Raw genomic sequence first — 14808 nt, 5'->3', positions numbered from 1 at the left:
AATCCTAAGTTTGACAAAAAGGTAATCCGTGTCTTAATGTTTATGGCAGGTGCGGCAGTTTTGGGTTATTTAATAAATAGGGGCGTAGGTAACTTTGTGGTATTCGCCATTCTGTTATATCTGCTCAACCACTTTGTGTTGCTAAGAGTGATAGATAGTTTCCAGAAAAACCTTTGGCCACGTTTCCAAAATTGGTACGCACGTATATTGGAGAAAGCGGTTAAAAGCCCATGGTGGATACTGGGTGGTGTTATTGTACTATTTTTTGTGAGTATTGCGTTTACCATTGTGAGTAATCTTAAGGTAGAGCAATTTCCGTCAGGCGACCCCAACTTTGCTTATGTGTATGTAACCATGCCAATTGGTACAGATCAGAATTATACCAATGAAGTGATCGGTAAATTGGAAAAACGCGTTGCACAAGTTGTTGAACCTGATAAAGATGTGGTATCATCTATCATCTCGAATGTTTCCGTAGGTGTAACGGACCCAACGGATGAAGATCAGGGAACTTATTACAATAAGGGAAAGATCACTGTTGCGTTTGTTGAATTTGCCAAACGAAATGGGAAAGATACCAAGGCCATATTAAACAGAATCCGTGCAACAGTTCAGGGTGTGCCGGGGGCAAAGATCTCTGTAGCACAGGAAAACTCTGGCCCTCCGGTGCAAAAGGATATCAGTTTAGAAATAACAGGCGATAACCTGGATACATTGGTAAAAACGGCCGATCGGATGAAGAAATTTATTGATCAGCAAAAAATTGCAGGTATTGAAGGTTTAGTGCCCGATGTACAAAATGTTAAACCAGAGATTGTATTTGATATTAACCGTGAACGTGCTAATCGCGAAGGTATTACCACGCAACAAATCACTGGTGCTTTATTCACTTCGGTATATGGCTACAAAGCTTCTGATTTCAGGAATACGAAAGAAGATAATTATGAGATCGATGTGCGCGCACAAGAAGATCAGCGTTATAATATTGACTTGCTTCGCAACATGAAAATCACCTATCGTGATTTAGCTAGTGGTGGTGCTATACGCCAGGTGCCTATTTCGGCCTTTACAGACATTCGTTATACCAATACTTATGCTAATATTAAGCATAAGCAGTCGAGACGTGTACTTACCTTAGGGTCGAGCGTGATAAAGCCTAATAACCCAACAGAAGTTAATGCGGCCATAACTAATGCCCTTCGCAGCTTCAAATTTCCTGATGGGGTAACTTATAAAATGGGTGGCGCACAGGAAGACCAAATTGAAACAGCTACCTTCCTGGGTACAGCATTGATGATCTCTTTCGGGCTGATCCTCATTATCCTGATGGCACAGTTTAACTCGGTAGGTAAAACGCTGATTATTCTGAGTGAGATCTTCTTTAGTATTATTGGTGTGTTGCTTGGTTTAAGTGCCTTCCACATGACATTCTCTATCGTAATGACAGGTGTGGGTATTATTGCCCTGGCCGGTGTGGTGGTACGTAACGGAATTTTACTGGTAGAGTTTACAGATATGCTGATGGAGGAAACCCATAATGTGCATGATGCCGTTGTTGAAGCTGCCCGTACCCGGATGACACCGGTGTTGCTGACAGCCAGCGCCGCCATTATGGGCTTAATCCCACTAGCGGTTGGTTTCAATATCGACTTTGTAGGCTTGTTTACCAATTTTAAACCGCACATTTATTTTGGTGGTGATAATGTTGCATTTTGGGGGCCATTATCATGGACTATGATATTTGGTTTAGGTTTTGCAACCATTATCACATTGATATTAGTACCCTGTATGTACATCATCCGATTGCGTATTAAAGATCGGTTTAAAAAAACACCGGTTGTTAAGGAAGCAGAGTTGACCCCTGCGGTGTAATTCAAACATACCTATAAGAGACAGAAAGTATTGTGCCTCTACGACAAATAAAGGCCGGAATGCATTGCATCCCGGCCTTTCTAATATATTTTTACGTACGGGTATAGTACTTGAAGTGTCTCGTTATAGGGTATTATATATCAATTTACTAATCAAGCCTTTCAATTTTAATAATTTATTCAGCTTGCGTTTGTGTTTCAATCTTTTATATAAACAAGTAAGTAGCCTGTGGGTTATAGATAATAGAATTTTAATAGAAATATATGGCATTAAAAATAACAGATCAATTTTGGCAAACCCTTAGTTTGGGTATAATTGCTGGTATGCGTTCAATGGCGGCACCGGCAATAACCAGCCATATATTAAGCCATCACCATTCTAAAGCACTGGAAGGTTCGCCTTTAAATTTAATGCAGTCAGAAAAAGTAGCTTTAGTGTTAAAGGTATTGGCAGTTAGCGAGTTTGTGGGTGATAAAATGCCATCGGCACCTAACCGAATTAAACCAACTGCATTGGGCGCCCGATTTTTATCTGGCGCACTGGCAGGTGCAAGCATTTATAAAGCAGCAGGGGGCAACGCTATAACGGGCGCATTACTAGGAGGCGCAACAGCGGCGGCATCTACATTTGCCAGCTTTTATATCCGTAAAGCTACCGTTAAAAAAACCGGTATTTTAGATCCTGTTATAGGTTTTATTGAAGACGCTTTGGTGGCAGGTGGTGGCGCAAAGCTCATTACAACTGCTTAATCACATCATTCCCAAGTTCTGCCGAAGGGGGCGGTTGAAACAAATTACTGATCTCGGCACGTATCTTAGGCAGGCTTTCAGGGAAATTTTTCTGAATAAATGTGATCATGTTTTCGCGGATATAACAGCGCAGGTCAAACGCGTCAGAAGAATTACCGGAACTCATGAGTAAACGTATTTCAATAGTTTTTTCCTTGGCATCTGTAACCTGTAATACCTTTACTTTGCCATCCCAAAGTTTGGTTTTGGCAAGTAGATCGTCAAATTCTTTACGCAACGGTTCAATAGGGATGGAGTAATCCATGTAAATAAAAACTGTACCCAAAATATCGGCTGATATACGCGTCCAATTTTGGAAAGGCTTGGTTATAAAGTAATTGATGGGTAATATCATCCTACGCTGATCCCAAATCCGTAACACCACATAGGTGAGTGTAATATCTTCTACACGGCCCCACTCGTTTTCAACTATCAGTACATCATCAATACGTATAGGTTGCGTAAAAGCGATCTGGAACCCCGCTAAAAGGTTTCCCAGTGAGGTTTGTGCGGCCAAACCCACAATAATACCCCCAATACCAACACCGGTTAATAAACCTGTGCCAATTTTACGCATGCTCTCAAAGCTGAGTAAAATTATAGCAATGTTTACAAACACAATGATAGCCACCACAAGTTTGCGGATAAATGATAGTTGCGTCCGGATTTTTCGCTCTTTTAAATTATCAACTTTATTAAGGTCATAAACATGATATACATAATCTTCTGCTATACGTATGCAGTTAATTAGTATGTTGGCAAAGGCAAGGGTTAAAAGAATATCTATGAACTGATTAAGCGGGTCGTAATAGAGCTTATTCATGCGCATCAGCGGCAAAGCGATGTTTAGCAGAAATAGGGGTATAAAATAAGTAAATGGTACACCCAAGTGTATTATAAAAGACTTAAAAAATGAATAAATTTTATAGTCGGCTTTCTTCTCGTAATACTTTAATATGCGGGTAATAATAGCCTTGGCTATTAAACCAATAATGATAGAAACACTTGCAATTAATACATTCCATACAATAGATGGCATGCGTTCAGAAAATTCGAGCAGGTCTGGGGGTAGCTTGTTGGGTAAACTCATTTAGTATCAGCAAAGGTTCAATAGCAACATAAGGTACAAAACAAAAAAAAGTTTTAAATCAACTTAATTGTCGTTTAGACACAATGGGGGATATGTTTTTACGTTTATATAAGTATTTATGTATTATAACGGCCTTAAACCACTGTCATACAGAGGTAAAAACCAATAAATTAGTCAGGGGTACAAGTGTATAGTACGTATCTTTGTGTTATATTAATAAGTAAATAGCCGATACAATAGTATTGTTTATATAAAGAAACTTCTAAAGTTAGAGGTGATTGTTTTAGAGTGATTGAAGCAGGCCGGATTTATTCTGGTCTGCTTTTTTTATATCGTTATGATATTCTGGTATCTACCATAATATCACCAACCAATATTTTATGCACAGGGCAGGCATCGGCAATTTGTATTAGCCTTTTCTTTTGTTCATCGCTAAGTTCGCCTATAAACTGCAGGGTTCTTTCAAAGAGGGTTCCGCCTTCAATTCTAAAAAGTTCTACTTTAACGGTTATTTCATCTACTACCCACATCTTTCGGTCTATATACATACGCAAGGTAATGGCTGTACAGCTAGCCAGGCTGCCCGTTAACAAACCCATCGGTTCTATACCGGTATTAGTACCTTTAGAATCCTCTGGCTCGTCTACAACAATACCGTGCTTGTTGCTGGTAACAACTGTTTGGTACTGGGTTAAACCAGTTTTAGCCTGTGCGCTGCCTAAAGATTCGCGTATTAAATTCAAAGCCATTAGTAAATATTCAGGATCAATCTTTGTTAATATTCATCAAATCCCAGTTATTCTGATCGTCATTGGCGCCACCTTTATAACGCATGGTTACAGAAAAACTGCCTTTTTTTAAATCGCCACCATCCAAATGTTTCTCAAAAGTTGATCTGATAATATATATAGAATCTGTTTTTTTACCGAAGGAGAATCCGTCATCAGAGAAATCAATTCGTTCAGAACTCGGCGAATCTGCCTTTAAAAATGCTTTAGCGACCTTATAAGCATCTTCTTTTTCCGGTAACCCCCGGCTGCTTATCCTTACCTCACTGTTTTGTACATATCTTAATATCACAATAATAAAAATTATTGCTGCGGCTATGATAAACCACACACCCTTAAGTGCTTTACTCTTTTTTGTAGATTTTGTACCCAGGTAAGCGTTTTTGTCCATAGAGTATAAATATCAGATAAAGGTTTGAACTCTCAAAGCAGATTAATAAAAATCATAACATCTCCGGGCATCCTGGAATTTACGGTAAGGGTCTGTATGAGAGGGGAGTGTAGTTTCATAATCCAGGCTTCCTTCTGTAGTGCCGCTGGTATTGGTATAGTTTAATCTGGATGTTTGTGCATCATGGCTGATACCAAAACGGAATTTCTCGCCGGCATCTTTATTAGATGTATCTGCTGTGAAGTTTATATTGGTACCGGTAAATGGAATTGTGCCTTTATCTTTAAGAGACTGCTCATCATAAAAATTAGCGGTAACCACTGTACCCGCTGTTGAGTTATTGAGAAAGGTGTAATTATCTTTTAAATTAGCACTAACAATGCATTTACCAAAAACTTCGGGGTAACCTGACATTGTAGTAGTAGAAGTTATGGATGCCTGAACACCCGGTGAAGCGCCAATACTAAATGCTGCCGATGGTGCACTTACATATGCCGGTGCCGTGGTTTTAACCCTTACGCGGTAAGCAACACCCTGGATAATTTGGGCAGACGTAGGGATAGTACCATTAACAAAGGTGGCGTAAAGGCCGCCATTGGTAGAGCCATAACCGTTAAAAATGCCAATAGGCGTTTCATTGGTAAAATCGCCGCTTGCATCAGAAAGAAACAGGTTAAAAATGTTGGTCTTTTTCAGGCAATTGGCCCCATATGGGGTAGCAATTTTTACAGCTATTGACGACCCCGGGCCATAAGGGCCAGGATCAACATTAGTAATACTGACTGTTTGTGCGAATGAATTTGTAACAGCAAATAATAAAATAGTATAAGTTAAAATTCTCGATAACCCCTTAAGGCCTCTTTTCATCAAAATCTCTTTTTAAACAGGTAAGTTTTTAAGAGCGATAGAAGCAATAAGAATGTAGGAATTACACAATATTACTTTAATGTTTGGTTGAAATAGATTAAACGAAAAGAGCTTAACTCAAGTTTGTTAAATAAATATAATTCGAATTAATTATTTGATATACAGATTGTTATTTTATAGAGGAAAAACAATATTACGTTATGAAATCCTTTAATTACGTTAATAATTAAAGGGTTTCATTTAGCCAGTTAAAAAACTCTCTTTGCCAAATTATGGCATTTTGTGGCTTTAGTACCCAGTGATTTTCATCAGGCAGGTATAATAATTTAGATTTTAGCCCTTTTAGCTGGGCAGCCTGGTAGGCACCCAGTCCTTGTTCAATAGGTACCCGGTAATCTTTACCGCCCTGTATTATCATAATTGGTGTATTCCATTTATCAACAAGGTTGCTTGGATTGAACTTTTCGTATGATTTTTGGGCAATTTTATTGTCTTTATCCCAGTAATTACCGCCAAGGTCTTTGTTGGCAAACCAAAGCTCTTCGGTAGTGCCATACCAGCTTTTCAGATCGAAAAGCCCATCATGGGCAATAAAGGTTTTAAACCGATTATTATGCACGCCTGCCAGCATATAAACCGAGTACCCGCCATAGCTTGCACCTATACAACCCAGTCTGCTTTTATCAACATAAGGCTCTTTGGCAATATCATCAATCGCCGATAAATAATCTTTAATCGGTTGCCCGCCCCAGTCGCCGCTAATCTGGCGATTCCATTCTACACCATGGCCTGGCATGCCACGGCGGTTAGGGGCAATTACAATATAACCTTGTGCAGCCATTAACTGGAAGTTCCAACGGAAGGAATAAGCTTGTGTTAAAGCCGCCTGCGGGCCGCCCTGGCAAAATAAAAGGGTAGGGTACTTCTTTGCCGGGTCGAAATTTGGCGGGTAAATTACCCAGGCCAGCATGTCCTTATCGTCGGTAGTTTTAATATGGCGTTCTTCAACCCGGCTCATTGGCAAATGATCGTAAATCGATTTGTTGATGGTGCTTACCTGCATCATGCCACCATCTTTCAGGCTTACGGCATAAAGCTCTGTAGCGTGGTTAAGGTCGGCCCGTTGCACGTAAATGGTATTGCCACGCTGTGCTGCAATTCCGGCTACGTCAAACTGCCCTTTCGTGAGCTGCTTAATAGCCTGCGGCGATCCCGGCGCAAGGCGTAAACGCAGATCGATCTGGAACAGCTGCTCCGTACCATTTTTAGGGGCTATAAAGAAAATCCGGTTACCGTCATCGCTAAACTGAAATGATGATACAGTTTCGTCCCATTGTTCGGTTAGGTTTGTTTTGTTACCGGTTTTAATATCTTTAATTACAATGTCGTTTTTGTCAGACTCGAAACCATCTTCCTTCATGCTTAACCAGGCCAGCTTGTCGCCGGTTTTGGTGAAAGAGGGTGTGGTATCATACCCCATCATACCTACAGTTATATTTTGGGTTGTGCCTGCAGCAATGTCATATTGGTAAAGATCGGTATTTGTGCTTTGCGCATAATCCTTACCAAACTTCTTCTTGCATACATAAATAATGCTCTTACCGTCCGGGCTAAATAGCAGATCTTCTGCGCCGCCCGATGGCTTTTGAGGAGTATCATAAGGCTCACCGGCCATAATATCTTTCTCATTGCTTACTTTACCGTTATCATAATCGGCCACAAACACGTGCGAAAACTTACCGTCTTCCCAGGTATCCCAGTGGCGGTAATTTAAATCTGTAAAAACATAAGCATTTGATTTCGGCAAATCCGGATAGCGGTCTTTACCTAATATTTTTACAACCGGTACGTCAACTGTATAAATGATCTTTTTCCCATCAGGAGATAGCTGCACATTATCAGCATCTTTTAATGCTTTATCGCTCAATTTGCTCACCTGTTTTCCGGCAGCATCCATTTGCCAGATGTTGTCATCAAAAAAGTAGATGATACGGCCATCTGGTTCAATCTTAATGATCTGTCGGGATGCCGGGTCATGCGTAATGGCTGTAGCCTCGCCGCCGGTTACAGGTATGCTGTAAAGGTTAGCTTCAGATTTTGCCTCGGTTAAATTATAATGGGTAACGCTATATATCAGGTGCTTGCCATCAGGCGTTAGGTTGGTACTGCCTAAACGGCCTAATTTCCAAAGCAGTTCGGGTGTCATTTTTAATGGTGTTTGGGCCGAAGCATTGTAAATTGCCATACCTACTAATAAAATAGAAAGAAATCGTTTCATGATTTATAGAAAGAGAATATTAACCGAAAAATAAATAGCATATAAATATGCCCACAATAATGCCCACCAGATCACCAAATAAAGCTACCGGAACCACATATCTGGTTTTTTTTATGCCTACTGCACCAAAGTATAACGCAACTATATAGAATATCGTGTCGGATGAGCCATATAGAACGCTGGCTAAATGGCCGATAAAATTATCGGGGTTGGGTTTCATCAGTACAATCATCATTGCCCGTGCTGCCTGTCCGCTCATTGGGCGTATTAAAATGATAGGTATGGTATCAACGAACCTTGTGTCGATGGCTATTAATCCAAACAGATAACGAAAACCTTCTGTGATCCAGTCCAAAACGCCGCAGGTACGAATAAGGCTGATGGCGGCTAATAAACCCACGAGGTAGGGGATAATACGTACAGCGGTTTCGAACCCGCCTTTGGCACCTTCGATGAAGCTTTCAAAAACGTTGACCTTCTTATACAAGCCGCCAATTACAAATATGGTGGGTATGGCCAGCAGCATTACGTTACTGAACACTTTTGATACTTCGCTAATTTGTTGCTTTGATAAGTATTCTGCAAAATAATAAACCACACCTCCTATAAAAAGAGAAAGGCCGCCCAACCATGCCAATATCACCCTGTCGAACAGATTAATACCTTGCTTAATGGCCACAACAATGAGGCCGGTAAGGGTAGATACAAAAGTAACTATGATGATAGGGATGAAAATATCGCTTGGGTCTTTTGAGTGCAAAATAAAACGTTGTGTAATTACACCTACAGGTAATAAAGTAAGCCCCGATGCATGCAAAACCATAAACATCACCTGTGCGTTAGAGGCTTTGTCTTTATCCGGATTGAGTTCTTGTAAACTTGCCATTGCCTTTATGCCAAGCGGGGTAGCGGCACTATCCAGCCCAAGCAAATTTGCCGAGTAATTCATAAGCATGGCACCGTTGGCGGGGTGGTCTTTAGGAACTTCAGGAAAAAGGCGGTGAAAGAAAGGACCTACAATACGTGACAGTACGTTTATGGCGCCTGCTTTTTCCCCAATATTCATGATACCTAGCCAAAAAGCCATGGTACCTGCCAGGGGTAAAGCAAAATCCATTACAGATGCTTTGGTAGTATCGAACAACCCTTCTACCATTAGCTTAAATATTTCGGTATCACCTAAAAATATTAACTTTATAAGGCCAACAGTAAAGGCAACTATAAAAAAAGCTATCCAGATATAATTTAATGCCATGCGAATGATTAAGGGTTTGAAGTTAGTTTTTTTGTTTGATTTAGTAAAGCTGCATTTATGTAAATGAAATATGAACACGCTTTTAGCACAACTTGAAACCACTATTGATGATTTTATTATCTATACAAAATCTGCAGGCATTAACTGGGCAAATAAATCTTCGCCCGAAAAATGGTCTAACCAGGAAATTATAGGGCATTTAATAGACAGCGCACAAATTAATTTGCAACGCTTTATAAGATGCACTTTTGAAGAAAATTTTAAGCTTATATATTTTCAGAACGAATGGGTTATTGCGCAATGTTACCAGGATGCAGACCCGAACGAGTTGCTGGCCTTGTGGAGATTATTAAACAGACAAATGATAAGAGTACTGGCTAATTACCCGCCTCAACTTTTGGATGTAAAGTGTGATAATGGCAAAGATGAACCTAGTTTACATACTGTGAACTGGCTTGCTCATGATTATTTGTCGCACCTTCAGCATCACCTAAAACAAATAGGATAGTATTGCAGAATATTTGGCAATGATGATAACACGTAGTTACAGATAGTACCGGTTAAATACCGTCAATAATTAATTGATGGCTGTGATGTTTTTATCGGGAACGATCTGGATATCGTAGTCCTTTTTTAAAGGATCGTAAGGCATGCTATCGTTCACGGTGATGTAAATGCTGCCCAGGTCTTTTACCTGGTAAACCTGTACATCGCCCAAGTTTGATGTGCTTGTTTTATATTGTGAAATTGAGTTAAGCAACAGGTTATATTGTTCAATTACATTGGTTTGCATTGATATAAAGATCTTCTTTCCGTCAGACCGCATATCGATGTTATTGGTGGTATTGGGCGAATAGGCTAAGGTGTACTTTCTGTTTTTAGTTGCTTGCTTAATTTCTTTTAACGTGTAGCCTTTTGCCGCCATAAACGTGTCTGCTTTATTGAGGTTATTGTGCAGCAGATAGCGGATATCTTCGTAAGAAACTAATTGTTTTTGAGCAAAACCTGCAATCATGCTCGCTGACAGGATAATGGTAAAAAGAATTTTTTTCATAGAATAGTCATTTCAGATAGACAAAGTAGGCATTATATGTTTTATTTAGCTAAATAAAGCACAAAGTCATAACTTCGCAACGTACATTTTACACCGAATATCATGCCTGTAATAGAACTGAAAAGAGTAAAAGGGGATTTTGGTTTTGAAGCCACAGATTCAACCGGACACATTGTACGTATGGATAGCAGCCCCGAAAGTGGTGGCTGGGATTACGGCGTACGCCCAATGCAAATGTTATTAATGGGCTTAGGCGGCTGCGCCGGTATTGATGTGATCAGCATTTTAAAGAAACAACGCCAGGACGTTAAAGATTATAAAATGACCATCAGTGGCGAACGCGAGCCGGGCAAAGAGCCATCGTTATGGCAAACTATTAATGTTGACTTTCATATTTATGGTAAGGTTGATGAAGATAAGGCCAAACGCGCGGTTGACCTTGCACTGGAAAAGTATTGTTCAGTCGCCGCAACCTTAACAGGCTCTGGCACCAAAATCAACACTAAAGTTTTTGTACACGCATCTTAATATTATTACTATACATTTTTCTCATGCCACAACAATTAGATCCGGTTACCCAGGCCGTAAGGATACAAACAGTTAAAAGCCCGCAAAAGGAGCATTCTACGCCTTTATATTTAACCAGCAGCTTCATTTTTGAAGAGGCCGAAGCTATGCGCGCTGCATTTGCCGACGAATCTGACGCTAATATTTACAGCCGCTTTAGCAACCCTAATGTTGATGAATTTATTAAAAAAATGTGTGTGCTTGAAGGTGCCGAAGATGGCTTTGCCACCGCAACCGGCATGAGTGCTATTTTCTCATCATTTTTTGCCCTGCTGCAACAAGGCGACCACATGGTATGCTCGAGCTCTGTATTTGGCAGCACGTTTACCGTGGTAACTAAATACCTGCCTAAGTATGGGATTACATGCACACTGGTACCTGCCAATGATGAGGCTGCCTGGGAGGCTGCCATACAGCCCAATACAAAAATGATGTATCTGGAAACACCAACCAACCCACAATTAGAGATCATTGATTTGGAGTGGGCCGGTAAGTTTGCCAAAAAACATAACCTTATTTTAAGTGTCGACAATTGCTTTGCAACACCTTTGCTGCAAAAGCCAATTGAATACGGTGCCGATCTGGTAATCCATTCGGCCACTAAATGGATTGACGGACAAGGCCGCGTACTTGGCGGTGTTATTGTTGGCCGTGCCGACCTGATTAAAGAGATCTATTTGTTTTGCCGTAACACAGGCCCCGCATTGTCGCCTTTTAATGCATGGGTATTAAGTAAGAGCTTAGAAACACTTGATGTACGCATGGAACGCCATTGCAAAAATGCATTAGAGCTGGCCGAAGCTTTGCAACCAAATGCTAATGTAACCTGGGTAAAGTATCCTTTCTTAAAGGGGCATCCGCAATACGATATCGCCGTTAAGCAAATGACTGCCGGTGGTGGTGTAATTTGTTTAGAAGTTAAGGGCGGGGTAGAAGCAGGCCGCAAGTTTTTAGATGCCCTTGAAATGGTATCGGTGACTGCAAATCTGGGCGATAGCCGTAGCATTGCGTCGCATCCGGCAAGTACAACCCACTCTAAGCTTACAGAAGAACAACGTTTAGCTGTAGGCATTACGCCCGGTTTAATCCGTATTTCTGCCGGTTTGGAGAAGGTTAAAGATATTATTGCCGACATTGAACAGGCACTTATAAAAAGTGCTTTATAGCACATTATTAGCACTTTATAGCTTGATAGAAGTATTTATGCATCTATCAGGCATTTCAAATTTATTTTGCTGCTAACTTTTTTGTTACAATTGATAAACAATTATTCTGCTATATGGTTAATGGTAATAATTAATGGCACACATGTTGCTATGGATGGGACATGCGGGCCTAGCCTGTTATTTTCAATACTTAACCAAATAATATGAAAATCAATTTTAACAAAAAAACGCTTTTACTGGCAACTTCCTTGTTGGTTGGCGGAAAATTAATGGCACAAACAGATTCGCTAAGCAAAGGCGATTATGTACAACCATTTTCTAAGGGAGCAACTTTCCGTACATGGTCTATCGGTATTGATGGAGGTTTATTAACCCCATATACCATTTTTAGAGGTCATGAAGATTATGATACTCCTAACAGTAATGTTGGATACGGTGGATACATCAGAAACCAATTCTCGCACTCTTTTGGTGCACAGTTAAACTTTTTTAGAGGTAATGTAGAAGGCACAGGCCCGGTACCTGGTGGCAACACAACAATCCGTAATAGCTACAAAACACAAATCAATTATGCAGTTGATTTGGCTGGTCAGTTTACTTTAGCTAATATTAGCTGGAGAAATCAAAAGAATGCAATTCAGCCTTATTTCTCTGCCGGTTTCGGTTTAATGGGTTTTGCACCTAAATTAATTTCTGCAGGTGGTGCAGAAACAGATTTCAAATCAAGCGGAAGCGTAAAAGCAGCTTATATCCCGGTTGGTTTGGGTTTAAAAATGAATGTTGCTAACGGTGTTGCCATTGACATTGGCTACCAGGTAAACTTTGTTGACGGTGATAACTTTGATGGTTACACAGTTGGTTCAAGCAACGATAAATTTTCTTACGCGCATATTGGTTTAGAGTTTGCATTAGGCAATTCATCAAAACCTAAATTGATTACCCACAACCCGGTTAATTCAATGCGTAATGAGTATTTAATGAAAGATGCGCAGTTACAAGCTAAGCTTGATGCAGAGCGTTTGAAAAATGAGCAATTAAGATCAGATCTGAATGCTACCAATGCAACGGTTACTGCGCTTAACGCTAAGTTTACTGCAGATGCAGATGGTGATGGTGTTATCGATCTTTTTGATAAATGCCCTAATACACCAGCAGGTGTAAAGGTTGACGGTGCAGGTTGCCCACTTCCTCCGGCTAAAATTGTAATCACTGAAGAAGACAGACGTATTGTTAGAAATGCGATTGCAAACCTTGAGTTTGATTTCGGTAAAGCCACTATCAAAGAGCATTCACACGAAAGTCTTGATCATGTTGCTGAAATCCTGATCAACAAAAACTTTAGCTTGAAATTAGCTGGTCACACAGATAACGTAGGTTCTACAGATGCAAACCTTAAATTATCTAAAGACCGTGCTGAAGCAATTAAAGCTTATTTAGTAGAAAAAGGTGCTAACGCATCTAGAATTGAAGCTACAGGTTATGGTAAATCACAGCCAATTGCAACTAACAAAACCGCAGCAGGACGTCAGAAAAACCGTCGTGTTGAGTTTACATTGTTGTAAGCTACAATAAATAATAAACAAGAAAGCCGTCCCGATAATTATCGGGACGGCTTTCTTGTTTTATGTAAATTGATTAACCAGGGTTAATCAACAAATTATCTCAGTAACAAATTACCTACAATGTTCCGAAGAAATCATCCAGGCCGCTCAGGTAAGAATTTACCCAGCCTTCTGTAATGTCATTATAGGCATCATCCGGGATGTTTGTGTGCCGAATCTCTACAGAAGTACCATCATCATGAGCGTGAAGTTTTATTGTAACAATAGATGGCTCATCCTGCCCGTCAAAGTACCATTGCTGTACTATTTTCTTATTTTCTTCAAACTCCAGGTTTTTACCCACTATACTGTCTTCCCACAGGGAAAATTCAGATCCCGGTTCGGTAGACATGGTTGCCGGGTCACCAGTCCATAACTCCAGCGTAAGCGGGTTAGTGATGGCATTATACACATCCTGTGGATCGGCAGGAATGATGTAGTATTTTTTGAAATCTTTCACGGCTGCAAGTTAGTAATACCTTTTTATTTTGCGGCAACTGTACCTATGGGTAAAATAGATTTTCCATAAACCTCATTTAATAAATTTGCTATGCCTGTATAAATAGCAGATAGCCCGCAAATGATGCCCTCATATCCGGCCAAGTGTTTTATGGTTACGTTGCCCGTTGCATCGCCCGCTACCAGTAAAAAAAACAGTATGGTTAATGATGCAAATACAAATTGCAAAGCCCTGTTTAGCCTCAGCGTACCAAAAAACAGGCAAAAGGTAAATAACCCCCACATGCTTAAATAGGCAATCATTGCGGTTTCTGAAGCAGGGGCCGCCCAGCCCAGTTTGGGCATTACCAACAGGCCTACTAATGAAAGCCAAAAGAAACCGTACGAGGTAAAGGCAGTAAGGCCGAAGGTATTGTTCTTTTTCGCCTCAATTATGCCGGCAATAACCTGCGCCAGCCCGCCATAAAATATGCCCATGGCAAGTATCATGGTATTCATTTCAAAAAAGCCGGCATTGTGGATGTTGAGTAAAACGGTGGTCATGCCAAAGGCGCAGAGGCCAAGCGGGGCTGGGTTAGCAATGCCATCGCTATCTTTTACCGTAACTGGTGTAGTTGGGATAAAGCTCATAA

The 14808-nt window shown here is 40.4% G+C and carries 15 protein-coding genes; 6 read left to right on the top strand and 9 right to left on the bottom strand.

Annotated features, from left to right (window positions below; translation table 11 throughout):
* A partial coding sequence (locus RG47T_RS26685) for an efflux RND transporter permease subunit (protein WP_253187509.1) occupies nt 1-1872 on the top strand: 1872 nt, incomplete at its 5' end.
* 263 nt (nt 1873-2135) lie between these two features.
* A complete protein-coding gene (locus tag RG47T_RS10085) occupies nt 2136-2621 on the top strand; it encodes a DUF4126 family protein (RefSeq protein WP_074489299.1) in 486 nt (161 codons plus the stop codon).
* Here RG47T_RS10085 and RG47T_RS10080 read toward each other — a convergent pair.
* The 6 genes from RG47T_RS10080 to RG47T_RS10055 form a co-directional block, all read right to left on the bottom strand.
* A complete protein-coding gene (locus RG47T_RS10080; RefSeq protein ID WP_083627361.1) occupies nt 2608-3750 on the bottom strand; it encodes a mechanosensitive ion channel family protein in 1143 nt (380 codons plus the stop codon). The two genes, RG47T_RS10085 and RG47T_RS10080, sit on opposite strands and share 14 nt — an antisense overlap.
* A 335-nt stretch (nt 3751-4085) precedes the next feature.
* Nucleotides 4086-4499 (bottom strand): OsmC family protein, encoded by a 414-nt coding sequence (locus tag RG47T_RS10075; RefSeq protein WP_074489298.1) that lies wholly within the window; start codon nt 4497-4499, stop codon nt 4086-4088.
* 16 nt (nt 4500-4515) lie between these two features.
* A complete protein-coding gene (locus RG47T_RS10070) occupies nt 4516-4929 on the bottom strand; it encodes a hypothetical protein (RefSeq protein WP_074489297.1) in 414 nt (137 codons plus the stop codon).
* A 42-nt stretch (nt 4930-4971) separates the two neighbouring features.
* Entirely contained in the window at nt 4972-5796 is an 825-nt protein-coding gene (locus RG47T_RS10065; protein WP_074489296.1) for a hypothetical protein, read from the bottom strand.
* 226 nt (nt 5797-6022) lie between these two features.
* Nucleotides 6023-8074, bottom strand: coding sequence for a S9 family peptidase (locus RG47T_RS10060; RefSeq protein ID WP_074489295.1), 2052 nt, complete (start codon nt 8072-8074; stop codon nt 6023-6025).
* Nucleotides 8075-8093: 19 nt separating this feature from the next.
* Nucleotides 8094-9329: a nucleoside recognition domain-containing protein gene (locus tag RG47T_RS10055; protein WP_074489294.1), complete on the bottom strand. Its 1236-nt coding sequence runs from the start codon at nt 9327-9329 to the stop codon at nt 8094-8096.
* Nucleotides 9330-9399: 70 nt separating this feature from the next.
* Here RG47T_RS10055 and RG47T_RS10050 point away from each other — a divergent pair, with 70 nt between their 5' ends.
* Nucleotides 9400-9837, top strand: coding sequence for a DinB family protein (locus tag RG47T_RS10050; RefSeq protein WP_074489293.1), 438 nt, complete (start codon nt 9400-9402; stop codon nt 9835-9837).
* 69 nt (nt 9838-9906) lie between these two features.
* Here RG47T_RS10050 and RG47T_RS10045 read toward each other — a convergent pair whose 3' ends face one another.
* A complete protein-coding gene (locus tag RG47T_RS10045; RefSeq protein WP_074489292.1) occupies nt 9907-10383 on the bottom strand; it encodes a hypothetical protein in 477 nt (158 codons plus the stop codon).
* 102 nt (nt 10384-10485) lie between these two features.
* Between RG47T_RS10045 and RG47T_RS10040 the strand changes: the two genes are divergently transcribed.
* The 3 genes from RG47T_RS10040 (at nt 10486) to RG47T_RS10030 (ending at nt 13678) form a co-directional block, all read left to right on the top strand.
* On the top strand, nt 10486-10911 hold the full coding sequence (locus RG47T_RS10040; protein WP_074489291.1) for an OsmC family protein: 426 nt from the start codon (nt 10486-10488) through the stop codon (nt 10909-10911).
* Nucleotides 10912-10934: 23 nt separating this feature from the next.
* Nucleotides 10935-12116: a trans-sulfuration enzyme family protein gene (locus tag RG47T_RS10035; RefSeq protein WP_074489290.1), complete on the top strand. Its 1182-nt coding sequence runs from the start codon at nt 10935-10937 to the stop codon at nt 12114-12116.
* A gap of 203 nt (nt 12117-12319) precedes the next feature.
* Complete coding sequence (locus tag RG47T_RS10030; RefSeq protein WP_074489289.1) at nt 12320-13678, top strand: OmpA family protein; 1359 nt, start codon at nt 12320-12322, stop codon at nt 13676-13678.
* A gap of 115 nt (nt 13679-13793) precedes the next feature.
* On the opposite strand, the gene RG47T_RS10025 is transcribed toward RG47T_RS10030, so the two are convergent.
* Entirely contained in the window at nt 13794-14177 is a 384-nt protein-coding gene (locus RG47T_RS10025; RefSeq protein ID WP_074489288.1) for an SRPBCC domain-containing protein, read from the bottom strand.
* 23 nt (nt 14178-14200) lie between these two features.
* Complete coding sequence (locus tag RG47T_RS10020) at nt 14201-14806, bottom strand: acetate uptake transporter (protein ID WP_074489287.1); 606 nt, start codon at nt 14804-14806, stop codon at nt 14201-14203.
* Nucleotides 14807-14808 lie beyond the last annotated feature (2 nt).

Origin of the sequence: Mucilaginibacter polytrichastri, from assembly GCF_001911425.1 — a bacterium.
Taxonomy (GTDB): domain Bacteria; phylum Bacteroidota; class Bacteroidia; order Sphingobacteriales; family Sphingobacteriaceae; genus Mucilaginibacter; species Mucilaginibacter polytrichastri.
The sequence above is the reverse complement of the archived record's forward strand: the minus strand, read 5'-3'. Positions and strand labels throughout refer to the sequence as shown.

Excerpts from the sequence above, each read along its gene's own strand:
- RG47T_RS10085 (WP_074489299.1), top strand. The coding sequence starts at position 2,136 with ATGGCATTAAAAATAACAGATCAATTTTGGCAAACCCTTAGTTTGGGT.
- RG47T_RS10080 (WP_083627361.1), bottom strand. The coding sequence starts at position 3,750 with ATGAGTTTACCCAACAAGCTACCCCCAGACCTGCTCGAATTTTCTGAA.
- RG47T_RS10075 (WP_074489298.1), bottom strand. The coding sequence starts at position 4,499 with ATGGCTTTGAATTTAATACGCGAATCTTTAGGCAGCGCACAGGCTAAA.
- RG47T_RS10070 (WP_074489297.1), bottom strand. The coding sequence starts at position 4,929 with ATGGACAAAAACGCTTACCTGGGTACAAAATCTACAAAAAAGAGTAAA.
- RG47T_RS10065 (WP_074489296.1), bottom strand. The coding sequence starts at position 5,796 with ATGAAAAGAGGCCTTAAGGGGTTATCGAGAATTTTAACTTATACTATT.
- RG47T_RS10060 (WP_074489295.1), bottom strand. The coding sequence starts at position 8,074 with ATGAAACGATTTCTTTCTATTTTATTAGTAGGTATGGCAATTTACAAT.
- RG47T_RS10055 (WP_074489294.1), bottom strand. The coding sequence starts at position 9,329 with ATGGCATTAAATTATATCTGGATAGCTTTTTTTATAGTTGCCTTTACT.
- RG47T_RS10050 (WP_074489293.1), top strand. The coding sequence starts at position 9,400 with ATGAACACGCTTTTAGCACAACTTGAAACCACTATTGATGATTTTATT.
- RG47T_RS10045 (WP_074489292.1), bottom strand. The coding sequence starts at position 10,383 with ATGAAAAAAATTCTTTTTACCATTATCCTGTCAGCGAGCATGATTGCA.
- RG47T_RS10040 (WP_074489291.1), top strand. The coding sequence starts at position 10,486 with ATGCCTGTAATAGAACTGAAAAGAGTAAAAGGGGATTTTGGTTTTGAA.
- RG47T_RS10035 (WP_074489290.1), top strand. The coding sequence starts at position 10,935 with ATGCCACAACAATTAGATCCGGTTACCCAGGCCGTAAGGATACAAACA.
- RG47T_RS10030 (WP_074489289.1), top strand. The coding sequence starts at position 12,320 with ATGAAAATCAATTTTAACAAAAAAACGCTTTTACTGGCAACTTCCTTG.
- RG47T_RS10020 (WP_074489287.1), bottom strand. The coding sequence starts at position 14,806 with ATGAGCTTTATCCCAACTACACCAGTTACGGTAAAAGATAGCGATGGC.